Source organism: Syntrophaceae bacterium, assembly GCA_013177795.1.
GTDB lineage: Bacteria > Desulfobacterota > Syntrophia > Syntrophales > UBA2192 > UBA2192.
In genome coordinates this window covers 397,362-422,105 of sequence record JABLXY010000003.1, presented here as the reverse complement: position 1 = coordinate 422,105, position 24,744 = coordinate 397,362, and the positions used below count along the sequence as shown (strand labels likewise).

Below are 24,744 nucleotides of genomic sequence, written 5' to 3'. Positions count from 1 at the left end.
CCGCGCCGTCCCCTGCCCCTCCCCGGGCCCTCGTTATCACGCCAGGGACTGCAGGTAGGTCGCCAGATTCACCCGGTCATTGGTGATCCTCAGTTTCTTCCGGATGTTCTCCCGGTGGCGGTTGACGGTGGCCGCGCTCACCCCCCTCAGCTGGGCGATGTCCTTGGTGCGCATCCCGTTGCGGATCATGTTGCAGATGCTGATCTCCGTGGGGGAGAGCGAGTGGTAGTGGTTGACGACCTTGCTGACGAAGGGCGAGGTCATCTCCTCGAGGCTGTTGCGGAGGATCTCCACGTACTTGCGCTGGGCCTTCGGGACCTCGACGGACAGGGCGTGGAGGATCGGCATGATGATCTTCTCGATGTTCGTCTGGATGTCCCGGTAGGTCTGTTTCTTCTCCTCCTCGATCTTGGCCAGAACGGCGCGCAGCGCCGCGTTGGCCTCCTGCAGGGCCTGCCGCTCCACGGAGAGCTGCTTGTTGATCTCCTGCAGTTCCTTCTCGGCGGCGATGCGCACGGCGATGGAGCCGATGCGCGTTGCCACCTCGTCGATGAGGACCCGCTCCTCTTTCAGAAAGGGCCCCTCGTCCGCCGCGGGGCGCTCCTCCAGGTAAAAAATCGTCACGTCCCCCACCGGCTCGCCGTGCACGAGGATCGGCGCGGTCTGGCGCCATTTCGTGAGCCGGAAGTCCCGGCTCCGGTACGTCCGGTCCTCGATCACGATTCGGGCACAGGCGATCTCGGGGTACTGCCACGACAAGGGGAGAAGCTCGACGAGGGCCTTGAGAAAATCCTCCATCGAATCATGGTGCCTCTCGGCCAGCCGCGCAATCGCGTAGAGGCAGTTCAGCTCCTTGATGCGCTCCCGGAGCGCGATGTCGATCTTCGCCGGCTCCCTGTCCTCGATGAAGGGGATCTTCCAGAGATTGGCCAGGTAGTCCCGGGCGCTGAGGGGTCCCCGGACATCGCCGTGAGGACGTTTTGAAGGGGTCTGAGCCATTGTGCGGCCGTCCGAATGATAGTGAATTGGTAATTCTCTAGGCATTATTTGTGTAATTTAATGCCTATATGGATTGTGTAATAAATGGACACTATATCCGCATTTACCGGTTTAAGAATAACAGTTAAGAGGGGGCGAGGCAAGCAGGAAATACCGCCCAAGGAGGCTCCGATGGCAAAGATCAATCTGGATTCCATCCTGGAAGGGAGGCGCAGCCAGCCGCATATGCTCATTGAGGTGCTGCTGGACCTGCAGGACCAGGAGGGCTACCTGCCCGAGGAGGCCCTCAAGACCGTGTCGAAGGAACTGGGCGTTCCCCTGGTCGACGTCTACCGGGTGGCGCGCTTCTACAAGGCCTTCTCGCTCAAGCCGCGCGGCAAGAACGTGATCACCATCTGCACGGGGACGGCCTGCCACGTCCGCGGATCCCACCTGCTCGTGAACCAGGTCCGCGGGCAGCTCAACATCGAGCCGGGCGACACGACGCCCGACGGCCAGTTCACCGTGGAATGCGTCAACTGTCTCGGGGCCTGCGCCCTGGGTCCCATCGTCGTTCACAACGGGTCCTACTGCGACCACATGACACCCGGCAAGCTCCGCAAAAAGATCGACAAGGCCGCCGGGAAGAAGAAGGAGGCGCAAGATGCCTAGGATCAGTCAAGCGAGGGATCTCGAGACCCTGCAGCAGCATTTCGTGGCGAAGCGCGAGAGGGTCAAGACGACGATCGTCATCTGCGGCGGGACGGGGTGCCAGGCATCCAGGTCCGGCTCGGTCATCGATGCCGTCCGGGCGGCGCTGGCCCGGGAGGGCCTCCAGCAGGACGTCTCCGTCCGGGTGACGGGCTGCCACGGCTTCTGCGAGCAGGGGCCCATCATGGTCTTCGAGCCGGGCAACCTCTTCTACTGCCACGTGACGCCCGCCGATGCCCAGGATATCGTGTCGCGCACGGTCAAGAAGGGCGAGGTTCTCGACAAGTTCCTCTACCGGGATCCCGTCTCGGGGCGCACGATCACTAAGGAGGCCGACATCCCCTTCTACAGCGCACAGGGACGGCAGCTTCTGAACTTCAACAAGCTCGTCGACGCCTGCTCCATCGAGGACTACATCGCCATCGGCGGCTACCGGGCCGTCGCCAAGGCCATCAAGGAATTCAAGCCCGAGGCGATCATCGCCGAGGTCAAGGCCTCGGGCCTGCGCGGCCGCGGCGGGGCCGGGTTTCCCACGGGACGGAAGTGGCAGGAGGCGCACGAGGCGCCGGGCGACGAGAAGTACGTGATCTGCAACGCCGACGAGGGCGACCCCGGGGCCTACATGGACCGCTGCCTGCTGGAGGCAAACCCCCACCAGGTGCTCGAGGGGATGATGATCGGCGCCTACGCCGTCGGCGCGAACAAGGGCTACATCTATGTACGGCGCGAGTACCCTCTGGCCGTCAAGCACGCCCGGATCGCCATCCAGCAGGCCCGGGAGTATGGGCTGCTGGGCGAGAACATCCTGGGCTCGAACTTCTCCTTCGACGTCGAAATCGCCCGCGGCGGCGGCGCCTTCGTCTGCGGCGAGTCCACGGCGCTCATGACGTCCATCGAGGGCAAGGTCGGCGAGCCGCGCGCGAAGGACGTCCACACCGTCAAGGAAGGCCTCTGGGGCCGGCCCACTGTGCTCAACAACGTGGAGACCTGGGCCAACGTCCCCTCGATCATCCTCAACGGCGCCAAGTGGTTCGCCTCCCGGGGGACCGACACGAGCAAGGGCACGAAGATCCTGGCGCTCACGGGCCAGGTGAAGAACACGGGCCTCGTCGAAGTGCCGATGGGGACGACCCTGCGGGCCATCGTGTACGACATCGGGGGCGGCCCCAAGAACGGCCACAGCATCAAGGCCGTCCAGACGGGCGGCCCCTCGGGCGGATGCCTGCCGGAGAGACTGTTCGACCTCCCCGTGGACTTCGACGCCCTCTGGGAAGCCGGGTCCATGATGGGCTCGGGCGGGCTCGTCGTCATGGACGACAAGACGTGCATGGTCGACGTGGCGCGCTACTTCTTGACGTTCCTGCTGGACGAATCCTGCGGAAAATGCGTCCCGTGCCGCGAGGGCATCGACCGGATGCTCGAGATCGTCACGGACATCGCCGAGGGCCGGGGCCGCCCCGAGCAGCTCGACCTGCTCCAGGAGCTGGCGGAGACCGTCGCCGAGGCCTCGCTGTGCGGCCTCGGGAAATCGGCCCCGAACCCGGTGCTCTCGACGCTGCGATACTTCATGGACGAGTACAAGGCGCACGTGCTCGAGAGGCGATGCCCGGCCGCCGTCTGCAAGGCCCTCATCGCCTACGCGATCGACCCCGAGAAATGCACGGGCTGCGGCGTCTGCCTGAAGGCCTGCCCGCACGACTCCATCACGGGCGAGAAGAAGAAGCCCCACGTCATCAACGAGGCGCTTTGCCAGCGGTGCGGCATCTGCATCGGGGAGTGTAAGTTCGACGCCATCACGGTTCGCTGAGAGGAGAGTGCCATGTTACAGTATGTGAACGTTACGATAGACGGGGCCCCCGTGAGGGCGGAAAAAGGGACGAGCGTGCTCGACACGGCGATCCACTACGGGATCTGCATCCCCCACCTGTGCCACATCCCGGGCATCCACGACATGGGCGCCTGCCGCCTCTGCATCGTGGAGCACGTCAAGAACGGCCGCTCCAAGGTGACGGCCTCCTGCACGCTGCTCGTGGAGGAGGGCATGGTCATCCGCACGAACACCGACAAAATTTTGAAAATGCGCAAGAACATCGCCGAGCTGCTCGTGTCGCGGGCGCCGAACTCCAAGGCCATCCAGGACATCGCCGTGCGGTGCGGAGTGACGGAAGTCCGATACCCCTTCCGAAACGAGGACTGCGTGCTCTGCGGCCGCTGCGTGCGCATCTGCAAGGAGAGGGCGCAGGCCCACGCCCTAGGGTTTATGGGGCGCGGCAAGGACCGCCGCGTCGACCACCCCCCGGGAAAGCTCATGGACTACTGCAAGAACTGCAACGGCTGCATCATCTTCTGCCCCATGTCGGTCACCCCCTGCGGAGGGCCCATGAAGAAGGGCGAGGAGCGGCTCTGCGGCAAGTGCGATTCACAGCTCACGGCCGACGCGCAGAAGATGCCGGGCGTGTGCGTGTGGTGCGAGCTGGGCAAGGGGTTCCAGTGCAGCCGGTACCTGGCGATCTGACAGGCTGCTGAAATCAGGGAAAACGGCGGGGGCGTCTTTCGGATGCCCCCGTTTTCCGTCTGAGAAGAAGGTTTCGTGCCAGGCGCTCTGCCTCAGTTTCGAATCTCGAAATCGGCGATGTTCTGCCGCGAGACGATCACGTCCCTCCCGTCGGGAGTCCTGATCTTAGCGCTCATGAACCCCATGACCTGGTAAGCACCGTTTTCCAGGCCCGTCGTGTCCAGCCGGGTGGCGAAATCGTGCTCCCGGGCCGTGGACTCCCCGATCTTCATCCAGGACTGCGTGCCTTTTTTCCGGATGTACCATCCGTTGCTGAACCCGACGGGCCTGCCGTCGATGTTCATCGCCTTTAGTTCCCTCCGCAGCAGCTCGTCGTCGAGGGTCTCCCGAAGGAGCACGCGCCCGGAGTAGTGCTTGATCGTGATGGTCGGGACGAAAAACTGCGGACCCCAGCCCGTGTCGGCCAATCGAATCAGCATGCGTCCGTTGCCTCCTTTCCGGATGGTCGGCGGGAGAATCCGGCTCCCTGCATTCTGAACGGAGCAAGAGGCATACCTCAAAGGCAATCGCGCCACCACGCAACTTACTGAAATGAATAGGTTTTATTTTAGCAAAATCCGCCCCTCCGGCCGTGTCGTTACAGTTTGGTACCATGCCATCTCTTATGGATCAAAAATGTATTTTTTCGCTTTCGCGCCGGGCCGGGGAAAATCAACCGTCAATCTCACGGGACCCAATCGGTCACGCGGCGCACGGGCGGGGATTCCCGGTTGAGAATTCGAAGGATTCATGGTAGTCGGCATGTCGGGCTTTTCGAGCCCATGCCTCATGGAAGGGCAACGTGCCTGCCGGGCACTCTTTTTAGGACGGAAGCTGGGAAGTTTCGAAGTTGGGAAGTTCGGAGAACGGAAGCCGTGGGATTGCCCGCCTGTCCATCCACGCTTCACAACTTCGCAGCTTCATAACTTCCTTCCGATATCCTGCAAGCTGCTCGAGAATCCGGCAGACCGAAAGGAATGATCATGGCTTTCAAGAATCTGCTCGTCACCGGCGGCTGCGGCTTCATCGGCAGCAACTTCATCCGCTATCTGCTCGAGAAGGTCGGCTTTGACGGGCGCATCGTGAACGTGGACAAGCTGACCTACGCCGGCAACCCCGAAAACCTGCGCGGTCTCGAGGAACGCTTCCCGGGGCGCTACGTCTTCCTGCGGGAGGACATCTGCGACCTCGAGCGCATGGACGCGGTCTTCACCGAGTACGGCATCGACGCCGTCTGCCACTTCGCCGCCGAGAGCCACGTCGACCGCTCCATCAAGCGGCCCGCCGAGTTCATCTTCACGAACATCGTGGGCACCTTCAACCTCCTCGAGGCGGCGCGCAACCACGCGGACGGATTCCGCCTCTTCCACCACGTCAGCACCGACGAGGTCTACGGGAGCCTCGGCAAGGAGGGGTTCTTCACCGAGACGACCCCCTACAGGCCCAACAGCCCCTACAGCGCCTCGAAGGCCTCCTCGGACCACCTCGTGCGGGCCTACTTCAAGACGTACGGCCTTCCCGTGACGATCTCGAATTGCTCCAACAACTACGGCCCCTGGCAGTTCCCGGAGAAGCTCATCCCCCTCATCACCCTCAACGCCCTGGAGGGCAAGCCCCTGCCCGTCTACGGCGACGGGAAAAACGTCCGCGACTGGCTCTACGTGGAGGACCACTGCGAGGCGATCTGGACGATCATGAACAAGGGCCGGCTGGGCGAGACCTACAACATCGGGGGCAACGCCGAGGAGGAGAACATCGCGGTTGTCCAGAGCATCTGCGACATCCTCGACGAGATCCGCCCCCGGGCGGGCGCGGGCCCCCGGCGCGAGCTGATCACCTTCGTCAAGGACCGCCCCGGCCACGACTGGCGCTACGCCATCGATGCCGGCAAGCTGCAGTCGGAGCTCGGCTGGGCCCCCCGTGAATCCTTCCGGACGGGCCTGCGCAAGACGGTCCTCTGGTATCTCGAGAACGGCGAGTGGGTCCGGCGCGTCCGCAGCGGGGAGTACCTCCGGTGGATCGACGAGCACTACGGGGCGGCGGGGAAATAGCCCTTCGGTCGTTTTGCATCCTCCCTGTTGAACTGTCTCGGGATTTGTTGTAATAGAACCGGTTGCAAACTCATCCGCACGGGTTTTCCAACCGGCCAAAAGGGGGAGATATTTTGGGGAAGGTCCGGATTGCCATCGCCGGCGTCGGAAATTGCGCATCTTCGCTGATCCAGGGAATCGAGTACTACCGCAGGAAATCCCCCAAGGATCTCATCGGCTTGATGCACTGGGACATCGGCGGCTACAGGCCCTCGGACATCGAGGTGGTCTGCGCCTTCGACATCGACCGGCGCAAGGTGGGCAGGGACGTCGCCGAGGCCATCTTCCAGCCGCCCAACTGCACCACCGTGTTCCAGCCGAAGGTCCCGAAAACGGGGGCCCGGGTCGTGATGGGGAAGATACTCGACAGCATCGCTCCCCACATGAGCCAGTACGACCCGCGGTTCGCCTTCGTCCCGTCGACGCAGAAGGAAGCGACGAAGAAAGACGTAGTCGCCGCGCTGAAGGATTCGGGGGCCGAGATCCTGCTCAACTACCTGCCGGCGGGGTCGGAGGAAGCAACCCGGTTCTACGCGGGGTGCGCCCTCGAGGCGGGGGTGGCCTTCATCAACAACATCCCCGTCTTCATCGCCAGCGACCCCGAGTGGGCCCGGCGCTTCGAGAAGAAGGGCCTGCCCATCATCGGCGACGACGTGAAGAGCCAGCTCGGGGCCACGATCATCCACCGGGTGCTCACGCACCTCTTCAACCTCCGAGGGGTGAAGCTCGAGAGGACCTACCAGCTCAACACGGGCGGCAACACGGACTTCCTGAACATGCTCGACCGCAGCCGCCTGAAGTCCAAGCGCATCTCCAAGACCGAGGCCGTGCAGTCCCAGGCGGGCCGGCGGCTCGACCCGGAGAACATCCACATCGGCCCCAGCGACTGGGTGGCCTGGCAGAAGGACAACAAGGTCTGCTTCCTGCGCATGGAGGGGAAGATCTTCGGGGACGTGCCCATGAACCTCGAGATGCGTCTCTCCGTCGAGGACTCCCCCAACTCGGGCGGGGTGGTGATCGACGCCATCCGCTGCTGCAAGATCGCCCTCGACAGGGGGATCGGCGGCATCCTCTACGGCCCCTCGGCCTACTTCATGAAGCACCCGCCCCGCCAGTACACCGACGAGGAGGCCTGCGAGATGACGGAGGCCTTTATCAACGGGAAAATGAAATGATGGAATACTGGAATATCGGGTTCTGAATTTGATTTCAACTCATCATTCCATTATTCCAATACTCCATTCCTCACCAGCCTTTTGTCCATCGGGTCCGTGTTCTTGAGGATCTCCACCATGGCCTCGTGGATTCTCCCGTTGGTCGCCAGGACGTGCGGCGACTGAAGATCGAAGGGGCCGCCGAACAGGTCTGTCACCCTGCCGCCCGCCTCGGTCACCATCAGGCATCCTGCCGCCGTGTCCCAGGGGTGCAGCTTCAGCTCCCAGAACCCGTCGAACCGGCCCGCCGCGACGTAGGCCAGGTCCAGGGCCGCGGCGCCCGCGCGGCGGATGGCCTGCACACGCACAGCCAGGGCGTTGAAGTAGTTGAGGTTGTTGTCGGGGTTCACGCGGATGTCGTACGGGAAGCCCGTGGACAGAAGGCTCCGCGTCAGCTCGGCCGTCTGCGAGACGGCCAGGCGCTGCCCGTTCAAAAAGGCCCCCCCGCCCTTCTCCGCGACGAACAGCTCCTCCAGCATGGGGTTGCAGATCGCGCCGATGATCACCTCGCCGTCCTGCTGCAGGGCGATGGAAACGCAGAACACGGGATAGTGGTGGGCGTAGTTCGTCGTCCCGTCGAGCGGGTCGATGATCCAGGTGAATTCCCTCCGCTCCGCCGCGCCCCTTGTCTCCTCGGCCAGGATCCCGTGACCCGGGAAGGCCTTCTCGATGCGGGCAATCAGAAGCGCCTCGCATCCCCGGTCGGCCTCCGTCACGAGATCGATCTCCCCTTTATAGGTGATGTCGTGCGCCGAGTTGAATTTCCCCCTGAGGAAACGCCCCGCCTCCAGCGCCAGCTCCGCGGCAAAATCCCTGTACGATCCCATGGCCACCTTCCTTTTTTCCTGGGCGGCCCACCATAGCGCAACGGGGCTTTTCTGTGAAGAAAAAAACGCCCTTGCGCAGCGGCCGGACCATGCCGCATACGCCCCGCGCGGCGGACATTTTCTGTTGCGCGCCCCGCCCATTGGTGATAAACCTAGCCGAAACTCGCGGACCCGGAAGGCGGAAGGGCTAGAAAACCGTGGAGAAAACGGATCTGACAAACGGGTTTTTCGAAGAGCTGAAACGCACCCGCGAAGCCAAGGGCCTGAGGCTGGAGGACATCGCCCGGCGCTACAGGATCCGTCTCTCCTTCCTAGAGTCCATCGAGAGCGGCCGCTTCGAGGACCTGCCCGAACCGGTCTATTCGAAGACCTTCATCAAGACCTACGCGGGCGTCCTTGGGGTGGATGCCGGGCCCATCCTGGCACGTTACGAGAAGCACATCGAGTCGACCCTGCCGGCCGCGCCGGCCGAGACACAGAAGGCCGGCGAACCCGTGGGCGCCGGGCCGGCAAAGGCTCCCCTGGCCTGGGCGGGAATGGTGGGAAGCCGGGTCGGATGGACACTCGCGGCCCTGGCCGTGGTCATCGCGCTGGGCATCTATGCGTTGCAGGACGGGCCGAAAAAGCCGGTCACGGCAAAGCCTGCGCCTCGGGAAGAGATCAAGCCGCCGGAGAAACCCGCCGAGGTGAAGCCCCCCGCGGAACCGCCGGCTCAGGCCGCGCAGCAGCCCGAAGCGGCCCCGCCCCAGGCTCGGCAGCAGGCCGCCTTCGCGGAGCCGAAAAAACCGGAGATGCCCCCGCCGGTGGAGAAGAAGGAGTCCCCCCCCGCAGCCGCGCCGGCAGCGGGCGCCCTGAGCCTGACGATCGAGGCCACCGAGGCGGCCTGGGTCCAGGTGAAGGCCGACAAGGCGCCGGCCGTGCAGAGGCTCCTGCAGGCCGGCGAGAAGGTGAGCACAGAGGCGAAGGAGAAGATCGCCGTCGACATCGGCAACGCCGGCGGTGTCCAGATCACCTTCCAGGGCCAGTCCCTGGGCAGCCCCGGCAAGCGCGGGGAGGTGGTGCACCTGGTCTATCCCGAGGGCAAGCGCGTGGAGAGGAAAAAACCGGAGGAGCCGAAACCCGCCGCCGAGGCCGAGGCGAAACCGGCCGCGCAATAAGAGGCGGCGGCAGTCGGGGCATCAGGCGCCCGGCAGATTCGACAGCAAGGAGACGGAAACCATGTTTGGATTGGGCATGCCGGAACTGATCGTGATCCTCGTCATCATCCTGATCGTCTTCGGTGCGGGAAAGCTCCCCGAGATCGGGGGCGCCATCGGCAAGGGGATCCGGAACTTCAAGAAGGCCACCAAGGAAGGCGAGGAGGAGGCCGAGGCGAAGAAACTCGAGGAGAAGAAATAGGCCCGATCCCGCAGGGAACGGGCGTTCCCGCAAACCGCGAACCGCGGCACGCGGCTTTCACGGGGCTCTGAAACGTCGGAGGCAAAGAAAAACCCGGTTGCACGACCGGGTTTTCTTGCCTTTCGCTTTCGGCCTTTCGCCTTTCGCCTCTTTTAGAACGGCACATCCTCGTCGGGGGCCTGCTCGCCTCCCCCGTAGGCGGGCATGGTGCCGTCGGCACCGGCACCCTCGCGGCCGCCGCCCTTCGACTCGAGCATCTGCATGTTGTTGGCAAGGATCTCCGTCGTCGAACGCTTGTTGCCGTCCTTGTCTTCCCACTGCCGCGTGCGCAGCGACCCTTCGATGTAGACCAGGCGGCCCTTGGAGAGATAGCTGCCGCAGATCTCGGCGAGCTTGCCGAAGGCGACGACCCGGTGCCACTCCGTCCGGTCCACCCGCTCGCCGCTCTTGTCCTTCCGGTACTCGTTGGTGGCGACCCGAAGGTTGGTGATCATCGTGCCGTCCTGCGTGTAGCGCACCTCGGGGTCCGCCCCCAGCCTGCCGATCAGGATTACCTTGTTGACCATCCGTTCCCCCCTTTCGCGGCTTGCTCAAGTCCAACCGGACAAGACCGGTTTCCAGACGATGCCTGGCATCCACCCTTCGACCCTGCGAAGTTAGGAAGTTGAGAAGTTAGGAAGCTGAGAAGGGACTGACAGGAAAACCCTCGAACTTTTCCAAACTTCTTAACTTCCCAACTTCTTAACTTCCCGTACAGCCGGAACCCGTTGCAGCAAACAGCGTTAGTTGTATTAGCCCCCGGCGCCGATTCGAGGTCAGGGGCGGGGTCATCATATAGAAGAGCGGCCCGCTTCGCAATATCAAATAACCCGGGGCCGCCCTGAGGCCCGAAAGGGCCTTTCCCGTCTGCGGAGCGGGCAGATTCGCTGTTGACTTCGCCCGGCAGATCAAGTAGAAATGTACGGTTAAATTTAATAAATCATTACATTTTTCGGGAAACCCCATGTTCCGGTCGGCCATCCTGGTCCTCTTGGGGACATTGATCACGGCCTTTGTATCCTTTTTCGTCGTCGTGTCGTATCGCCTGTTCCCCCGCGGGGAATACACGACGCACCGCGTGTCCGTGCTCTGGGCGAAGATCCTGCTGCGCATCTCGAGCGTCCAGGTGACCGTGGAGGGCCGGGAAAACATCCTGAGGGGAAGGCCCCAGGTCTTCATGGCCAACCACCAGAGCGGCTTCGACATCCTGATCGTGCTCGCAAACATCGACACCTATTTCGCCTGGATCGCCAAGAAGGAGCTGTTCGCCATCCCCGTGTTCGGCAGGGCCCTGGCAAGGACGGGTTCCATACCGATCGACCGGAAGAATTTCGTGCGGGCCATGCGCAGCATCAACGACGCGGCACGATGCATCCGGGAAGGGAAATCGGTCATGACGTTCCCCGAGGGGACGAGAAGCATGGACGGACAGATCCACCCGTTCAAGAAGGGCGTGTTCCACCTGGCCCTCAAGGCGGGGGTCCCCATCGTGCCGATCACGATCGTCGGCAGCGGCGAGATCATGCCCAAGAAGTCATTCCGGGTCCACCCGGGGCGCGTCACGCTGGTCATCGACAAGCCCATCGACGTGACGGCATACTCGGAAGAGACCCTCGATGAGCTGCTCCTGAGGGTCTACGACGTCGTCGCATCGCACTACTACCTCCGGAGGCCGGATTTGGCCGTCGGAAAGGAGAAAGCCGCTTGAGCCTGCTCGAAGGGATCCTCCTCGGCATCGTGCAGGGGCTGACGGAGCTGCTGCCCGTGAGCAGCTCGGCCCATCTCGTTTTCGCCCAGAGCCTCATCGAGGGGTTCCGGCAGCCGGGGGTCCTCTTCGACGTCATGCTGCACGTCGGGACCACCGTGGCCGTCGCCCTGTTCTTCCGGAAGGAGATCGGGGAAATCCTCACGGCGCTGCTGCCGGAGGGGTATCGACGGTCGCTCTTGGGCCGGCTCGACACGGCGCTCAACGACGGGTGGGTCGACACGCGGCGCCGCCTGCTGCTGTACCTCGTCGTGGCCACGGCCATCACGGCCGCCATCGGGCTTTCGTTCAAGGACATCATCCACGAGCTGTTCGAGTCGCCGGCGTTCGCCGCGGCAATGCTCCTCGTGACGGGGGCCCTCCTGTTTCTCTCCGACCGCGTGAAGAACCCGGTGCGGACCGAGGCCGAGATGAACCTGCTCGACGGCATCGTCATCGGCGTGATCCAGGGGATCGCCGTCCTGCCCGGCATCTCCCGGTCGGGCTCGACGATCACCTTCGGCCTGTTCCGGGGGCTCGAGGGCGAGACGGCGGCAAGGTTCTCCTTCCTGCTGTCGATCCCGGCCATCGCGGGTGCCGCGGTCCTCGAGGCCAGGCACATCGACGCCGTCCCGCCGGGAGAGGCCGCGGTGTACGCCGCCGGGGCCGTCGCGGCGGGGGTGGTGGCGTACCTGACCCTGAAGTTTCTCTTCTCCGTGGTGCGGAAGCGCAATCTGCGCTACTTCGCGTATTACTGCTGGATCGTGGGGGCGGCGGTCCTCGCCCTGCACCTGCGATGAAACGGCGGGGAGCCATGGCCGAACGCAAACCGATACAGGGAAGGACGCGCGAGATCGCGGGGGTTGTCCTCTTCGCCCTGGCGGTCTTCCTGTTCCTGTCGGTCATCTCCTACTCCCCGACGGACCCGTCGCTGTCGAACTACGAGACGTCCCGGGCGAAGATTGCCAACATCGGCGGGGTCATCGGCTCCTACATCGCCGACATCCTGATCCGGTTCCTGGGGCTCTCCGCCTACTGGCTGCCGCTGTTCCTGCTCATCACCTCGGTGAAGCTCTTCCTCGACGCGGGCTTCCTCTTCCGGCCCGGCTGGATCGGCGGGTTTGCCGGGCTCGTCGTGACGACCTCGGGGCTCTTCGCCCACGCCTACAGGCTGATCCCGCTCGTCGACACGCCCTTTGCGGCCGGCGGCTTCGCGGGGACCCTGATCTCGGAATACCTCAACGCCCTGTTCAACCCCGGCGGGACCTTCATCTTCCTGTTCGTGGGCCTCGTCGTCTCGCTGATCGTCACGGTGGACCTCTCCGTCGTCACCGCCCTGCGCAAGGCCTACGGGGTGGTCCTCAGCACGGGCCGCGCGGTGCGCTCCTGCGTGGCGATCGGCCGCGAGAAGGTGACGGACTACCTCAAGGAAGACGAGGAGCAGGAACGTGCAGCCCCGAGGAAGGCAGAGAGACGGCCGCCCCCCGTGATCCGCGAGGAGAAGGCCCCGGCACAGGAGCGGACGCGGAAGAAGAAAATCGAGCAGACGGCCTTCGAGTTCGCCCGGCCCCAGGGGGCCTACATCCTGCCTCCGCTGACCCTCCTGGACGAGGTGCCGCGGCGCGACACGAAGCAGCGGCGCGACATCCTGATCGACAACGCGAGGCTCCTGGAAAGGAAGCTGGCCGACTTCGGCGTCGAGGGCAAGGTGTCGGAGGTCAAGCCGGGGCCCGTCATCACGATGTACGAGCTCGAGCCTGCGCCGGGCGTCAAGATCAACAAGATCGCCAACCTCGCCGACGACCTGGCCCTGGCCCTCAAGGCCCAGAGCGTGCGCATCGTCGCGCCGATCCCCGGCAAGGCCGCCATCGGGATCGAGATCCCCAACGCCGAGCGCGAGGCCGTCACCCTGCGGGACGCCGTCGACAACGAGGCCTTCGCCCAGGCCAAGCACCGGCTGCCCATCGCGCTCGGCGAGGACATCACGGGGACGCCCGTCATCGCCGATCTCACCCGGATGCCGCACCTGCTCATCGCGGGCACGACGGGCTCGGGCAAGAGCGTCTTCCTCAACGCGCTGATCTGCAGCCTGCTCTTCAAGGCGCCCCCCGACGAGGTGAAGTTCATCATGATCGACCCCAAGCGCCTGGAGCTGGCGGCCTACGAGGGGCTGCCGCACCTGCTGCACCCCGTCGTGGTGGACCCCAAGGAAGCCGCCTCGGTGCTGCGGTGGGCCGTCGAGGAGATGGAGAGCCGCTACCGCATCATCGGCGAGACGGGGGAGAAGAGCATCGACAAGTTCAACCGCTTCGTGGAGAAGAAACAGCAGGGGCGCGAGCGAATCCTCGAGGAGGCCCAGGCGAAGCTGCCCATGGGCGAAGCGGCGGAGCCGGAACCGAAGCCCCTGCCGGCGAAGCTGCCCTACCTCGTCATCGTCATCGACGAGCTGGCGGATCTCATGATGGTGGCCCAGCGCAACGTGGAGGAGTCGCTCACGAGACTTGCCCAGATGGCCCGCGCCTCGGGCATCCACATCATCCTCGCGACCCAGCGGCCCTCGGTGGACGTCATCACGGGGATCATCAAGGCGAACTTCCCCACGCGGATCTCCTTCCAGGTCTCCTCGAAGGTGGACTCGCGGACGATCCTGGATCAGCTCGGCGCCGAGCATCTCCTCGGCCAGGGCGACATGCTCTTCATGCCCCCGGGCACCTCGAAGCTCCAGCGCATCCACGGCGCCTTCGTGTCCGACCGCGAGATCTCGCGCATCGTGAGCTTCATCCGCAAGCAGCAGACCCCCGTCTACGACGAATCGATCCAAAAGTTCAAGGCCGAGGCCCAGGAGGGGGAAAAGGCCGAGGGCGACGTGGACGACAAGTACGACGAGGCCGTGGAGCTCGTGACCGAACTGGGCCAGGCCTCGGTCTCGCTCGTGCAGCGCTACCTCAAGGTGGGGTACAACCGTGCAGCCCGGATGATCGAGCGGATGGAAAGAGAGGGGGTCGTGGGCCCCTCCGACGGCGTGAAGCCGCGCAAGGTCCTCGCCAGAAAGCTGCCGCGGTAAGGTGAGCGAAAAAAGCGTCTACATCCTGAGCCTCGGATGCCCGAAGAACCTCGTGGACAGCGAGGTCATGTCCGCCCTGCTGTCCCGAGCCGGGTGGAGCGTCACCGACAGGCCCGACCGGGCCGCAGCCATCGTCGTCAACACCTGCTCCTTCATCCTCCCCGCGAAGGAGGAGTCCGTCGAGGAGATCCTCCGGATGGCGGCCTGGAAGAAGAAAGGCCGCTGCCGCAGGCTCGTCGTCGCGGGATGCCTGCCGCAGCGCTACGGCGCCGAGCTGGCCCGCGAGCTTCCCGAGGTGGACCTCTTTCTCGGCACGGGGGATTTCCCGGGGATCGCCGCGCACCTCGAGCGCCTGGGCGACGGCCCCCGGCGCCCCCCCGCCGTGCACGTGGGCAGTCCCCTGTATCTCATGGACGCCTCCGTCCCGCGCAGGGTCTCCACGGCCTTCTACAGCTACCTCAAGATCGCCGAGGGGTGCTCGAACCGCTGTGCCTACTGCGTCATCCCCGCCATTCGGGGGCCGTTCCGGAGCCGCCCCATGGACGACATCGTCGCCGAGGCCGAGCGGCTCGCCGCCGGGGGGACGCGCGAAATCGTCCTCATCGCCCAGGACACGACGGCCTGGGGACGTGACCTCCGGGGGCGTCCCACGCTCAACGGCCTTCTCAAGCGGCTCTGCGCGATCGAAGGGCCGCGCTGGATCCGGATCCTCTACGCCTACCCGAGGAACATCACGGCCGAGCTTCTCGCCACGATGGCCGCGGAGGAGAAGGTCTGCCGGTATCTCGACATCCCGGTGCAGCACATCGACGACGGAATCCTCAAGGCGATGAACCGCAAGGGCACCTCGGCCTTCCTCCGGAAGAAGATCGACGAGATCCGCCGGGCCGTCCCGGGCATCGCCCTGCGCACTTCGCTCATCGTCGGGTATCCCGGCGAGACGGAGGACGCCTTCGAGCGGCTGCTGGGGTTCGTGGAGGAGGCCCGCTTCGAGAGCCTGGGGGTCTTTGCGTACTCGCCCGAAGAGGGCACGGCGGCGGAACGGCTGCCGGGGCAGGTGCCGGAGCGGGAGAAGCGGAGGCGCCAGGGCCTCGTGCTGGAGGCGCAGGCGGCGATTGCCGACGAGATCGGCCTCGCCCGCATCGGGGCGCTGGAGGACGTGCTCATCGAGGGCAGGACGGAGCGCGAGGATTTCCCCTGGCGGGGCCGGACGCGCTTCCAGGCCCCCGAGATCGACGGGATCACCTACGTGCGGGGCGCGGGGCTCAGCCCGGGCGCAATCGTCCGCTGCCGTGTCACGGCGGCCGAGCTCTACGACCTCTACGCGGAAACGGCGGAGGGCTGAGGGGCCGTCGCCTGCCTCAACCCAGCCCCATCTGCTTCCTTCGCTTCTTCTCGTCGCCCTCAAGGCAGCAGCGCTTGTACTTCTTGCCGCTCCCGCAGGGGCAGGCGTCGTTTCGCCCCGCCTGCACCTTCTTCTTGGGGCCTTTCTCCGTGCTGAAAAGCTTTTCCAGGAATTTCATCGTCGTCCTTCCGCCATGGGTTCCTCGGGCCTTCGCCCGGCGCCTTCCCGTCAGCCCGGGTCCTGCGACGGGCCCGCCGCCACGATCTCGATGTCGAAGACGAGGGTCTTCCCGGCCAGGAAGTGGTTGAGGTCCATCTTGACCACCTCGTCGAGGATCTCGAAGACCTCCGCCGGGATCCGGTTGCCCTGCGGGTCGACCAGTTCGATCATCATCCCCTTCTCCAGTTCCATGCCCTCGGGAACCGTGTTTCTCGGGATGTCGACGATCAGCTCCGTCTGCCGGGGGCCGTAGGCCATCTCCGGCGCGATCGTGACGGTTTTCCGGTCCCCCACGGCCATGCCGAGCACCGCCTCGTCAAAGCCCCGGATGATCTGCCCGGTGCCGACGGTGAACGTCATGGGCCGCCTCCCCGACGAGGAGTCAAAGATTTCGCCGTTCTCGAGTTTCCCGGTGTAATGCACGCTGACCGTGTCGCCCGACTGGATGGCTCTTCTCATCGTTTCGCCTCCTGCTCGTTCCGGTTGTCGAAAAAAAACCACCGGCCTCTGCGGAGCCCGGTGGTTGTCCCTGCGCCACAAAAATCGCTGTTCGTCCCGGTTGGACCCTCAAAATCTCTTGAGGTTCCCGTTTGGGCGTTGTATATAACGCACCACGCGATAAGTAAAGCCCCTTTTTCGGCTTCGCACCGCAGGCAACGGGCGGGGCCGGCGGCGGGGCAGCCGGAGATTATGCGCGATCAACGCATCCAGATCGAAGAGCTGGTGAACAGCCTCACCCACGGCACGGGCGCCCTCCTGAGCGCCGCGGGGCTCGGCGCGCTGGTGACCTTGGCCTGCCTGCACGGCACCGTGCTGCACATCGTGAGCTGCAGCATCTACGGGGCGACACTGGTGCTTCTCTACACGGCCTCTACCCTCTACCACTCCGTCCGCTCGCCGCGGCTCAAGCAAGCATTCCGGATCGTGGACCGTTCGTGCATCTACCTGCTCATCGCGGGCACCTACACGCCCTTCACGCTCGTGACGCTGCAGGGGAGCTGGGGGTGGACGCTGTTCGGCCTCGTCTGGGTCCTGGCCGCCGCGGGGATCGTCTTCCAGCTGCTCTTCGCGCAGCGGTTCAAGGTCCTGTCCGCCGTCGGCTACCTCCTGATGGGGTGGCTCATTGTCTTCGCCGTGAAGCCCCTCCTGGAAGCCCTGCCCGACGGGGGGTTCACCTGGCTGCTGGCCGGGGGCATCGTCTACACCGTGGGCGCCCTGTTCTACCTTTTCAAGAGGCTCCCCTACAACCACGCCATCTGGCACTTCTTCGTTCTCGGCGGCAGCGCGTGCCACTACGTCGCCGTCCTTCTCTACGTCGTCCCCGGCCAGGCGTAGCACGCCTCCGGGCCCTGTTTGCATCCGCCCCGGATTCCCCGTGAAGAAAGGGGGAACGCCATGGAAGACACCCGCCGCTTCTACGACATCCACTGCCACGCGATGAACCTGAGCCACCCGAATTTCGCCGCCTTCCTGAAGCGGATCAACCGGGTCAAGTTCTTCGTGCTGCTGCTCTACCTCCAGCTGCTCGTCCCCCTTTCCCCCAGGTTCAGAAAGCTACTCTTCCAGGGCTCGCTGAACCTGCTGTCGCTCATGGAAAACGACATCGCCTCCTTCTTCCTGATCACCGAGTATTTTCTGCGCAAGGACCTCTGGAGCCCGGCGGACGGGGCCCTGCGCCTCCACGGGGGCACCGGGGCCTACGACAGGCTGGTGCTGACGCCGCTGATCATGGACTTCGGCTACAAGCAGCTCGAGCGGGAGGTGTCGGGCGAGGCCTTCTACAACATCGCGGCCCGCAAGCCGATCGCCGAGCAGGTCGTCGACGTGTTCAACGGCATCCGGGGATACCTGGAGACGGAGCTCATCCGTGACCCGCTGTCCGGGGAGACGCGGTACGCCGTCATCCCGCGCCGGACACCGGCCCTCTTCGAGATCTACCCCTTTCTCGGCATCAACACGGCCAATTACAGCTTGGCCGAGGTGGACGACCTGCTGCAGAAGTATTTCGGGAATTACCGGGGGGACCGGGAATCGTTCCTCTCCCGGATGGGCCGTTTCGACGCCAACATCGACGAGGGGGGCGACCGGAGCCATTTCTTCGCGGGGATCAAGCTCTACCCCCCGCTGGGGTTCGACCCCTGGCCCGACGCGGGAGACGAGCGCAGGAAGGTCGAGCGGCTCTACCGGTTCTGCGAGGCCCGGAGGATCCCGATCACCGTGCACTGCAGCGACAGCGGGTTTCAAACCGTCCGGAAGCGGCAGCTCGAGCTGTACACCGCACCGGAGCGCTGGGAGCAGGTGCTCGAGGCCTACAGCCTGAAGATCAACTTCGCCCATCTCGGGAAGCGCTATGTCCTCCACCTCTTCCCCGACGGACGGTGGGAAAAGCAGATTCTCGACTACATCGCCCGCTGGGACGGCGTCTATGCCGATTTCGCAAACTGCCCCGGGAACCGGTACTACGGGCGGCTCCGGTCCCTGATCGACCAAAGCCCCCACGCGGAGAAAGTCCGCAGCCGGATCCTCTTCGGCTCCGATTTCCCGATCAACCTCCTCGACGTCGATTCCTACAACGACTACCTCCGGACCTTCGGCGGCACGACGCACCTGACCGACGGGGAAAAGGCCCTGTTCTGTTCCGTCAATCCCGAGCGGTTCCTCTTTCAGCCGTGATCGGAGCGGGTCACAGCGTTCATCCGGGGCCGGCACCCGGATCAGTAGTAACCCAGCTTCAGCATCAATTCCCGCACCTCGTCGAACGGCCCGGCCAGGCCGATCGGCTTCCTGTTGATCCTCCGTGCGTTATCCAGGGCGTAGTACTTCCCGTCGGGAGCCTTGAGGATGACCGTCAGGTGTCCGGGTACCTTCTCTTTCCAAGAGTGGTAGCCCGCCCAACTCAGGCAGCGATAGGTGAAATTGGCGTAATCGACGCAGTTTCCTCCCTTGCGCATGAAGATGGAGTATGAATCCGATTCATCCTTGCTTCGGTTGAAGCCGTATTTGAAATACCGCTTCTCGTAAAAATCGACCAGTTCCGGGGCATTCAGCCGGTCGATGACCGTGTCGAAATCCCCCCAGCGCTTCCTGTGTTTCTCTGCGACCGCCGGGTTCCCGGACTGCCCGACCGTGTCGTCTCTCACCCAGGCAGAGCGCAGCAGGTCGAGCAGATCGTACTCGTCCAGGATCCGTTTCGCGGATTTCATTTTCCCGTCCTCGACCAGCCAGAAGTAAGCCTGAAGGGGTGTGTTGTAGCGGCGGTACTCGGGAAGCCCGACGGTGAGCATCTGTTCCAGGGCCTTCTGGAATTCCTCGGGTTTCTCGGCTTGCAGCCGGGCGATCCTCTGCAGGGTCTCGATCACCGCCGCGTCGCAGGCCCGGATTTCGGGCAGCCGCCCGAGTTCCGTGGCCAGGACGGGGTTCACCCTGCCCAGTTCTCCCAGGATGCCCTTGGCTTTGACGAAATACTCGTTTGCAGATTTGGGATCGGGATCGTAGCCCGGATCGATGACGCTGACATTGGGCTTCGATGTGGCCGAAAAACCCGCAAAAAGAGGGATCGAAACCATCAGCAAAACGACGAGGAACTTCCTCTGCTGCATCTCTCACCTCCCCTGACTCGGCACCGGGTTGAAAGGCCCCAAACGAGTCCCCTCAGGCGGCTTTTCCATTCCTTACAACGGTCGAGTCCCCGCTGCAACCCCGACGTGCTGCCACAGCCGTGCCCTCCCCTCCCATGTCTGCGATTCAGTCCTGATGCCCCGGGGTCGAAAGCAAGAAGTAATCGTACACGAGGCGCGCGACGTCGGCGATCGCCGTCTCCCGCACCTCGGGGGGCGCTTCGGAGCCCTTCACGAAGACCACAAGGGCCACACAGCCTTTCCCTCCCGGGAGGGTGATGTACCCCATATCGTTTGCCGTGCCGGCCAGTGTCCCCGTCTTGTTGCCCACGATCGTCCCCGAGGGAAGCCTGCCCCGGATCCGCTTCGGCCCGGTCACGGTCCTTTCCATCATGGGGACCAGCACGGCACGCACCGTCTCGCGCTCCCCGTCGGCCTGCCGGATCATGGCAAGGAGCGCGAGCATCCCGTTCGGGGTTGCCTGGTCCCGGGGGTCGGCGTCGTATCCGGGGTTTGCCCGGATCGCCTTCGCCCGGCGCTCCGACGCCTGCCTGGGCGGCATCTTCCGGAACTGATCCGCCAGAGACATCGACGGCGAGGTCGGCTCGGGGATCGACAGGACATCCCGCAGAAGCTGCCGGATGTAACGGGCGGGTCGGATGTCCTTGATACCGATGCCCTTGAGCCATGCGTCTACCGCCGGAGGCCCTCCGGCCACGCGAAAAAGGACATCGGCGGAGGTGTTGTCGCTCCGTGTGATCATCGCCTCGAGGAGTTCTTCGATCGGGTAAGACAGTCCCGGACGCCACCGGATGTCCCCGAGAGGCCCTTCCGGCACCATCTCCGGCTGCCTCACCGGAATCTCCGTCGCGAGACTGACCCGGCCTTTGTCCGCCATGTCGAGGATCCGGGCTGCGAGAGGCACCTTGACGGTGCTGGCCATGGGGAAGAACTCGTCTGCACGGTATTCGACCCTCCGGCCGGTATCCAGGTGCACGGCGGATACACCCAACGTTGCCCGGGCGGCCTTTTCGATGCGTCCGATCTCGCCCGCAACGGCCCCGGGCGCAATGCCCGCAGCCTCATCCGCCCACGCGGGCCATGCCGCGAAAACGGCCCAGATCGACAGCGAGAGGAAGAGAATCCGTTTGCGTCTCATCGATGGCTCCCCCTGTGATGATGCATGCGGACCCAACATGGAAGGGTCATGCCAACCCGCCTGTCTGCCGTTTCCGGTGGAGAAAAGGCACCGCCGGGTGCGGGTCGAATCCCCTGATGAACCCGGGCAGGCGCTCCTTCCGCCCGATGACGAGATACCCGCCCGGCACGAGGCTGTCGAGGATCGCCGGCAGGGCCGCCTTGACGATACCGTCCCGGTAGTAGGTGAGGAGGTTGTTTCGGAGAAAGACGATGTGGAAGTCCAGAGCCGGCGGAGGGTCGGCCGCCAGATCGTGGACCTGCCAGCGGATGCCTTCCCGCAGTTCTTCGACCACGCGAAGGGTATTCTTCCCGGCGGGCCGGAAGAAACGCCCCCGCACCTCCGCGGGCATGCGCGCCAGGGCTCTCGCGGGATAGACCCCCTCGATCGCCCGCTGCAGGTACGCCGCGTTGACATCGGTGGCCAGGAGGTCGAGAGACGGCATGGAGGATTCCCCGTCCGACAGTCGAGCCCATAGTAACCGGATGCTGTATGCCTCCTGCCCCAGGGCGCAGCCCGCCGACCAGACCCGCAGTCCGTCGGGGTGCTTCTCGAGAAGCGGGGGGAGAATCTCCGTTTCCAACGCCTGCCACACTTCCGCGTCGCGGAAGAAGCGGCTGATCGATACATCCATGAGGCGCCGGGCCTCCGCCTCGGCGTCCCTGTCGGCATCGAGCCGCCCCAGATAGGCCCTCATCGAGGGGCAGCCGAGCTTCTGCATATGCCGGATGATGCGCTTCTGCACGCCCTTGCGAACCTTGCGGTACCCCTCGGCACAGAGGGAGAAGCGGGCCAGAAGCATGGCAAAATCCCTCGGGTCCATGACGCACGGCCTCAGCGCAGCCGCTCCTGCAGCAAGCGGGCGATTTCGTCGCAGAGCCGATCGCGGTTTTTCACGGTCACTTCGAAGAGGGCGACATCGTCACGGGTCTTCACCCCGGCGATGAAGCCCCCGCCCCTGAGCGCCACCGTCGCCAGCACCGGGGAGGCCGAATCGAGCAGGGCCGCGACCATCCGGCAGAAGGCTGCGGAGAAGCACTCCATCTTCCCGATCTCGTCGATGACGTAGAGCCCCGCCTTGCCGGGCTCGAGAAGCGGGAGCGCCAGACCCTCGAAGCCTGCCACGTCGACGCCGTAGCGGCCGACGCGCGCCCTGCCCCCGGCCCGCACGTGGGCCAGGGTCGCCGTCCGCCCGTCGAGGGCGTTCACGGTGAACCCGACCCGCTCGCCCGCCTCGCGGATCTCGGCGGTGAAGAAACCGGATGCCGCGACACCCGTCGGGAGCCGGTCGAGGACCCGTCGGATCAATGTTGTTTTCCCCGTCCCGGGCAGCCCGGTGATGAGCAGGTTCTTCCTCATGGGCGTCCATACAGGCGCGCAAAAGAAGGTTTTCATTTTTTCCAAAGGAATTATATTATACCCGTACTCGCACACCGCTGCAAAAAGGAGGGGAGCGCGATGGAGATCAAGAGCAGCGCGTTCGGCAACGGCGAGATGATCCCGGTGAAGTACACCTGCGACGGCGCCGATTTCTCGCCGCCCCTGGAGTGGACGGCAGGTCCGGCCGGCACGAAGAGCTTCGCCCTGATCTGCGACGACCCCGATGCCCCCATGGGGACCTGGGTGCACTGGGTGATCTACGACATCCCGCCGACCACGTTGATGCTCGCCGAGGGGATCACCCGCGAGAAGGAGCTTCCCGGCGGGGGCACGCAGGGGATCAACGACTTCCGGAAAATCGGCTACGGGGGGCCCTGTCCCCCGGGCGGGACGCACCGGTACTTCTTCAGGCTCTACGCCCTGGACACCGTGCTGGGCCTCAAGCCGGGGATCACGAAGGACCAGCTCCTGAAGGCCATGAAGGGCCACATCCTGGCCGAGGCGCAAACGATGGGAACGTACAAAAGATAGAAGTCAGGCATTAGGCATCAGGCATTGGGAGGAGAAAAGAACGGATTCCCTTTTGCCTGTTGCCCGGAGCCTGTTGCCTGGAGCCTGTTTTGTCTGAGCCGTCCTATTTGAAGCTGCATCGCGAAGGCGTGCTGCGGCAGCGTGCGCGCCAGGCCCTGGAGCGTCTGCGCGAGTGCCGCATGTGCCCCCGCCGCTGCGGGGTGAACCGCCTGGAGGACGAGCAGGGCTTCTGCCAGACCGGCCGCAGGGCCATGGTCTCCAGTGCAGGGCCGCATTTCGGCGAGGAGGCGCCGCTGGTGGGCACGTACGGCTCGGGCACCATCTTCTTCAGCTCCTGCAATCTCCTTTGCTCTTTCTGCCAGAACTATGATATCAGCCACCTGCGGGAAGGCAACGAGGTCGATGCGGCTCGTCTGGCCGACGCCATGCTGCGGCTGGCCCGGGGCGGCTGCCACAACATCAACTTCGTGACCCCCAGCCACGTGGTGCCCCAGATCCTCGAGGCGCTGGTCCTGGCCGTCGAGGGCGGCTTGAACGTCCCGCTGGTCTACAACACCGGCGGCTACGACGCCGTCGAGACCCTCGCGCTCCTCGACGGGGTCTTCGACATCTACATGCCCGACTTCAAGTTCTGGGACAACGCGTGGGCCGAGCGCCTCTGCTGGGCCGGCGACTACCGGGAGCGGGCCATGGAGGCCCTGCGGGAGATGCACCGGCAGGTGGGAGATCTCGAGATCGACGCATCCGGTGTCGCCGTCCGGGGGCTTCTCGTGCGGCACCTCGTCATGCCCGGCGGCGTGGCGGGAACGGAAGGGGTCATGCGGTTCTTGGCCACGGAGATCTCGAGGGACACCTACGTCAACGTCATGGACCAGTACCGGCCCTGCTGGGAAGCGCAGAAGACCCCGGCGATCAACCGCCGGATCACCCGCGAGGAGTACGAGCAGGCGCTGGAGGCGGCCCGGCAGGCGGGGCTGCACCGGCTGGACGACAGAGTACGCACACGATTGGCACGTTTTTAGACAACCGCCGACCGGAGGGGCATCCGGAGCGAAGCAGGCAACAGCAGGCATGAAGGTGAGAGGGTAAGAAGGTTGGAAAAGCCGGAGACCGGAATCACGCGCACCGTTTCTCCAACCGTCTCACCTTCAAACCTTCCTACCTTCTAAATATCAGGGCCTTGCGGCAACTTCTTGCACAGGGCCGGAGATGAAACAAGGATGGTGAGACCCCATGCCGATTTTCGAGTATCGATGCGCGAAGTGCAAAAAGACGTTTGAGACCCTCGTCTTCGGGAACCAGGAGGTGTCCTGCCCGACGTGCAAGGGCAAGAAGGTGAAGAAGCTCATGTCGGCCTTCAGCCACTCGAGCGACGGCAAGTTCACGAGCTCCGCGGGACCGGGCTGCGGGTCCTGCAGCGCCACCAGCTGCGGCCCCTCCTGAGGGGGCTGATGCAACGGCCGAAGGGTTCGGCCGACGAAACAGCGCCGGGGGGGTGCGGCACGGCAACGGTCTGCGCCGCGGGCACTGCACCGGAGAGGGTTCACGGCTGCCGGGGCCGATCGTCCGGCAGTAGGGGTTACGCGATGGAAGAGAAGAACGTTCTGCACACCTTCAAGCGGTCCCGGACGGATCGCTGGCTGGGGGGGATATGCGGGGCCCTGGGCGCACGCACGCCGATCCCGTCCTGGACCTGGCGGCTGCTTTTCGCCCTGTTGTTCCTCATCTACGGGACGGGCCTGCTGCTCTACATCCTGCTGTGGATCTTCGTGCCGCAGGAGCCGGAAACGCAGGCCGGAGGATGATGTCCGGCACAGAGATGCCGGCGGCAGATG

General features: G+C 64.6%; 27 protein-coding genes. 17 read left to right on the top strand and 10 right to left on the bottom strand.

Translation table 11 applies throughout. The features are described from left to right. Positions 1 to 36: 36 nt before the first annotated feature. Positions 37 to 999, bottom strand: coding sequence for a LuxR family transcriptional regulator (locus tag HPY67_11850; protein NPV05411.1), 963 nt, complete (start codon positions 997 to 999; stop codon positions 37 to 39). A gap of 171 nt (positions 1,000 to 1,170) precedes the next feature. Between HPY67_11850 and HPY67_11845 the strand changes: the two genes are divergently transcribed. From HPY67_11845 to HPY67_11835, 3 genes are read left to right on the top strand one after another with little or no spacing between them, the layout of a single operon-like run. After that, the gene (locus HPY67_11845; protein ID NPV05410.1) at positions 1,171 to 1,650 is read left to right on the top strand and encodes an NAD(P)H-dependent oxidoreductase subunit E; all 480 of its coding nucleotides are present in this window, start codon (positions 1,171 to 1,173) and stop codon (positions 1,648 to 1,650) included. Then, positions 1,643 to 3,496 carry an NADH-quinone oxidoreductase subunit NuoF gene (locus tag HPY67_11840; GenBank protein NPV05409.1) on the top strand — a complete coding sequence of 618 codons (1,854 nt, stop codon included), beginning with the start codon at positions 1,643 to 1,645 and terminating at the stop codon, positions 3,494 to 3,496. The genes HPY67_11845 and HPY67_11840 overlap by 8 nt, the downstream gene beginning before the upstream one ends. Before the next feature lie 12 nt (positions 3,497 to 3,508). Next, positions 3,509 to 4,204 (top strand): hypothetical protein, encoded by a 696-nt coding sequence (locus tag HPY67_11835; protein NPV05408.1) that lies wholly within the window; start codon positions 3,509 to 3,511, stop codon positions 4,202 to 4,204. A gap of 92 nt (positions 4,205 to 4,296) precedes the next feature. On the opposite strand, the gene HPY67_11830 is transcribed toward HPY67_11835, so the two are convergent. Then, complete coding sequence (locus tag HPY67_11830) at positions 4,297 to 4,683, bottom strand: hypothetical protein (protein ID NPV05407.1); 387 nt, start codon at positions 4,681 to 4,683, stop codon at positions 4,297 to 4,299. Between the two features lie 543 nt (positions 4,684 to 5,226). Between HPY67_11830 and rfbB the strand changes: the two genes are divergently transcribed. Continuing rightward, positions 5,227 to 6,294 carry a dTDP-glucose 4,6-dehydratase gene (gene rfbB / locus HPY67_11825; protein ID NPV05406.1) on the top strand — a complete coding sequence of 356 codons (1,068 nt, stop codon included), beginning with the start codon at positions 5,227 to 5,229 and terminating at the stop codon, positions 6,292 to 6,294. A gap of 113 nt (positions 6,295 to 6,407) precedes the next feature. Beyond that, entirely contained in the window at positions 6,408 to 7,508 is a 1,101-nt protein-coding gene (locus HPY67_11820; GenBank protein NPV05405.1) for an inositol-3-phosphate synthase, read from the top strand. 50 nt (positions 7,509 to 7,558) lie between these two features. On the opposite strand, the gene HPY67_11815 is transcribed toward HPY67_11820, so the two are convergent. Further along, positions 7,559 to 8,374 carry an inositol monophosphatase gene (locus HPY67_11815; GenBank protein NPV05404.1) on the bottom strand — a complete coding sequence of 272 codons (816 nt, stop codon included), beginning with the start codon at positions 8,372 to 8,374 and terminating at the stop codon, positions 7,559 to 7,561. Between the two features lie 197 nt (positions 8,375 to 8,571). Here HPY67_11815 and HPY67_11810 point away from each other — a divergent pair, with 197 nt between their 5' ends. Then, a complete protein-coding gene (locus tag HPY67_11810) occupies positions 8,572 to 9,531 on the top strand; it encodes a DUF4115 domain-containing protein (GenBank protein NPV05403.1) in 960 nt (319 codons plus the stop codon). Positions 9,532 to 9,592: 61 nt separating this feature from the next. After that, complete coding sequence (gene tatA / locus HPY67_11805) at positions 9,593 to 9,772, top strand: twin-arginine translocase TatA/TatE family subunit (GenBank protein NPV05402.1); 180 nt, start codon at positions 9,593 to 9,595, stop codon at positions 9,770 to 9,772. Positions 9,773 to 9,924: 152 nt separating this feature from the next. Here the strand turns inward: tatA and HPY67_11800 are convergent, their stop codons facing one another. Continuing rightward, positions 9,925 to 10,338, bottom strand: a complete 414-nt coding sequence (locus HPY67_11800; GenBank protein NPV05401.1) for a single-stranded DNA-binding protein — start codon at positions 10,336 to 10,338, stop codon at positions 9,925 to 9,927. A gap of 437 nt (positions 10,339 to 10,775) precedes the next feature. On the opposite strand from HPY67_11800, the gene HPY67_11795 reads away from it, so the two are divergent. Genes HPY67_11795 through rimO form a run of 4 tightly spaced genes read left to right on the top strand, consistent with a single transcriptional unit; the run spans position 10,776 to position 15,964 of the window. After that, positions 10,776 to 11,519 carry a 1-acyl-sn-glycerol-3-phosphate acyltransferase gene (locus HPY67_11795; GenBank protein ID NPV05400.1) on the top strand — a complete coding sequence of 248 codons (744 nt, stop codon included), beginning with the start codon at positions 10,776 to 10,778 and terminating at the stop codon, positions 11,517 to 11,519. Next, positions 11,516 to 12,355: an undecaprenyl-diphosphate phosphatase gene (locus HPY67_11790; protein ID NPV05399.1), complete on the top strand. Its 840-nt coding sequence runs from the start codon at positions 11,516 to 11,518 to the stop codon at positions 12,353 to 12,355. Before HPY67_11795 ends, HPY67_11790 begins: the two co-directional genes overlap by 4 nt. A 14-nt stretch (positions 12,356 to 12,369) precedes the next feature. Further along, on the top strand, positions 12,370 to 14,619 hold the full coding sequence (locus tag HPY67_11785; GenBank protein ID NPV05398.1) for a DNA translocase FtsK: 2,250 nt from the start codon (positions 12,370 to 12,372) through the stop codon (positions 14,617 to 14,619). Between the two features lies 1 nt (position 14,620). Continuing rightward, positions 14,621 to 15,964 carry a 30S ribosomal protein S12 methylthiotransferase RimO gene (gene rimO / locus HPY67_11780; GenBank protein ID NPV05397.1) on the top strand — a complete coding sequence of 448 codons (1,344 nt, stop codon included), beginning with the start codon at positions 14,621 to 14,623 and terminating at the stop codon, positions 15,962 to 15,964. Between the two features lie 16 nt (positions 15,965 to 15,980). Here the strand turns inward: rimO and HPY67_11775 are convergent, their stop codons facing one another. Beyond that, complete coding sequence (locus HPY67_11775; GenBank protein NPV05396.1) at positions 15,981 to 16,142, bottom strand: hypothetical protein; 162 nt, start codon at positions 16,140 to 16,142, stop codon at positions 15,981 to 15,983. A gap of 50 nt (positions 16,143 to 16,192) precedes the next feature. Further along, on the bottom strand, positions 16,193 to 16,642 hold the full coding sequence (locus tag HPY67_11770; protein ID NPV05395.1) for a peptidylprolyl isomerase: 450 nt from the start codon (positions 16,640 to 16,642) through the stop codon (positions 16,193 to 16,195). Between the two features lie 252 nt (positions 16,643 to 16,894). Between HPY67_11770 and HPY67_11765 the strand changes: the two genes are divergently transcribed. Both HPY67_11765 and HPY67_11760 read left to right on the top strand, forming a co-directional pair. After that, positions 16,895 to 17,518 carry a hemolysin III family protein gene (locus tag HPY67_11765; protein ID NPV05394.1) on the top strand — a complete coding sequence of 208 codons (624 nt, stop codon included), beginning with the start codon at positions 16,895 to 16,897 and terminating at the stop codon, positions 17,516 to 17,518. A gap of 60 nt (positions 17,519 to 17,578) precedes the next feature. Beyond that, complete coding sequence (locus HPY67_11760) at positions 17,579 to 18,856, top strand: amidohydrolase family protein (protein ID NPV05393.1); 1,278 nt, start codon at positions 17,579 to 17,581, stop codon at positions 18,854 to 18,856. Positions 18,857 to 18,897: 41 nt separating this feature from the next. On the opposite strand, the gene HPY67_11755 is transcribed toward HPY67_11760, so the two are convergent. From HPY67_11755 to HPY67_11740, 4 genes are all read right to left on the bottom strand, one after another. Beyond that, complete coding sequence (locus tag HPY67_11755) at positions 18,898 to 19,782, bottom strand: hypothetical protein (GenBank protein NPV05392.1); 885 nt, start codon at positions 19,780 to 19,782, stop codon at positions 18,898 to 18,900. A 145-nt stretch (positions 19,783 to 19,927) separates the two neighbouring features. Then, positions 19,928 to 20,959, bottom strand: coding sequence for a class A beta-lactamase (gene bla / locus HPY67_11750; protein ID NPV05391.1), 1,032 nt, complete (start codon positions 20,957 to 20,959; stop codon positions 19,928 to 19,930). A 46-nt stretch (positions 20,960 to 21,005) separates the two neighbouring features. Next, on the bottom strand, positions 21,006 to 21,821 hold the full coding sequence (locus tag HPY67_11745) for a hypothetical protein (GenBank protein ID NPV05390.1): 816 nt from the start codon (positions 21,819 to 21,821) through the stop codon (positions 21,006 to 21,008). Between the two features lie 11 nt (positions 21,822 to 21,832). Then, positions 21,833 to 22,357: an NTPase gene (locus HPY67_11740; GenBank protein NPV05389.1), complete on the bottom strand. Its 525-nt coding sequence runs from the start codon at positions 22,355 to 22,357 to the stop codon at positions 21,833 to 21,835. A gap of 99 nt (positions 22,358 to 22,456) precedes the next feature. Here HPY67_11740 and HPY67_11735 point away from each other — a divergent pair, with 99 nt between their 5' ends. The 4 genes from HPY67_11735 to HPY67_11720 all read left to right on the top strand — a co-directional run bounded on the left by HPY67_11735 (position 22,457) and on the right by HPY67_11720 (position 24,714). Then, positions 22,457 to 22,909, top strand: coding sequence for a YbhB/YbcL family Raf kinase inhibitor-like protein (locus tag HPY67_11735; protein ID NPV05388.1), 453 nt, complete (start codon positions 22,457 to 22,459; stop codon positions 22,907 to 22,909). An 89-nt stretch (positions 22,910 to 22,998) separates the two neighbouring features. After that, the gene (locus tag HPY67_11730; GenBank protein ID NPV05387.1) at positions 22,999 to 23,931 is read left to right on the top strand and encodes a radical SAM protein; all 933 of its coding nucleotides are present in this window, start codon (positions 22,999 to 23,001) and stop codon (positions 23,929 to 23,931) included. Between the two features lie 211 nt (positions 23,932 to 24,142). Beyond that, a complete protein-coding gene (locus HPY67_11725) occupies positions 24,143 to 24,352 on the top strand; it encodes a zinc ribbon domain-containing protein (protein ID NPV05386.1) in 210 nt (69 codons plus the stop codon). A gap of 143 nt (positions 24,353 to 24,495) precedes the next feature. Next, positions 24,496 to 24,714 carry a PspC domain-containing protein gene (locus HPY67_11720; GenBank protein ID NPV05385.1) on the top strand — a complete coding sequence of 73 codons (219 nt, stop codon included), beginning with the start codon at positions 24,496 to 24,498 and terminating at the stop codon, positions 24,712 to 24,714. Positions 24,715 to 24,744 lie beyond the last annotated feature (30 nt).

Coding starts and splice junctions, on each gene's coding strand:
- HPY67_11755 (NPV05392.1), bottom strand. CDS start 19,782: ATGCAGCAGAGGAAGTTCCTCGTCGTTTTGCTGATGGTTTCGATCCCT.
- HPY67_11775 (NPV05396.1), bottom strand. CDS start 16,142: ATGAAATTCCTGGAAAAGCTTTTCAGCACGGAGAAAGGCCCCAAGAAG.
- bla (NPV05391.1), bottom strand. CDS start 20,959: ATGAGACGCAAACGGATTCTCTTCCTCTCGCTGTCGATCTGGGCCGTT.
- tatA (NPV05402.1), top strand. CDS start 9,593: ATGTTTGGATTGGGCATGCCGGAACTGATCGTGATCCTCGTCATCATC.
- HPY67_11845 (NPV05410.1), top strand. CDS start 1,171: ATGGCAAAGATCAATCTGGATTCCATCCTGGAAGGGAGGCGCAGCCAG.
- HPY67_11735 (NPV05388.1), top strand. CDS start 22,457: ATGGAGATCAAGAGCAGCGCGTTCGGCAACGGCGAGATGATCCCGGTG.
- HPY67_11800 (NPV05401.1), bottom strand. CDS start 10,338: ATGGTCAACAAGGTAATCCTGATCGGCAGGCTGGGGGCGGACCCCGAG.
- rfbB (NPV05406.1), top strand. CDS start 5,227: ATGGCTTTCAAGAATCTGCTCGTCACCGGCGGCTGCGGCTTCATCGGC.
- HPY67_11850 (NPV05411.1), bottom strand. CDS start 999: ATGGCTCAGACCCCTTCAAAACGTCCTCACGGCGATGTCCGGGGACCC.
- HPY67_11770 (NPV05395.1), bottom strand. CDS start 16,642: ATGAGAAGAGCCATCCAGTCGGGCGACACGGTCAGCGTGCATTACACC.
- HPY67_11795 (NPV05400.1), top strand. CDS start 10,776: ATGTTCCGGTCGGCCATCCTGGTCCTCTTGGGGACATTGATCACGGCC.
- HPY67_11840 (NPV05409.1), top strand. CDS start 1,643: ATGCCTAGGATCAGTCAAGCGAGGGATCTCGAGACCCTGCAGCAGCAT.
- HPY67_11785 (NPV05398.1), top strand. CDS start 12,370: ATGGCCGAACGCAAACCGATACAGGGAAGGACGCGCGAGATCGCGGGG.
- HPY67_11725 (NPV05386.1), top strand. CDS start 24,143: ATGCCGATTTTCGAGTATCGATGCGCGAAGTGCAAAAAGACGTTTGAG.
- HPY67_11740 (NPV05389.1), bottom strand. CDS start 22,357: ATGAGGAAGAACCTGCTCATCACCGGGCTGCCCGGGACGGGGAAAACA.
- HPY67_11830 (NPV05407.1), bottom strand. CDS start 4,683: ATGCTGATTCGATTGGCCGACACGGGCTGGGGTCCGCAGTTTTTCGTC.
- HPY67_11835 (NPV05408.1), top strand. CDS start 3,509: ATGTTACAGTATGTGAACGTTACGATAGACGGGGCCCCCGTGAGGGCG.
- HPY67_11745 (NPV05390.1), bottom strand. CDS start 21,821: ATGGACCCGAGGGATTTTGCCATGCTTCTGGCCCGCTTCTCCCTCTGT.
- HPY67_11720 (NPV05385.1), top strand. CDS start 24,496: ATGGAAGAGAAGAACGTTCTGCACACCTTCAAGCGGTCCCGGACGGAT.
- HPY67_11815 (NPV05404.1), bottom strand. CDS start 8,374: ATGGGATCGTACAGGGATTTTGCCGCGGAGCTGGCGCTGGAGGCGGGG.
- HPY67_11760 (NPV05393.1), top strand. CDS start 17,579: ATGGAAGACACCCGCCGCTTCTACGACATCCACTGCCACGCGATGAAC.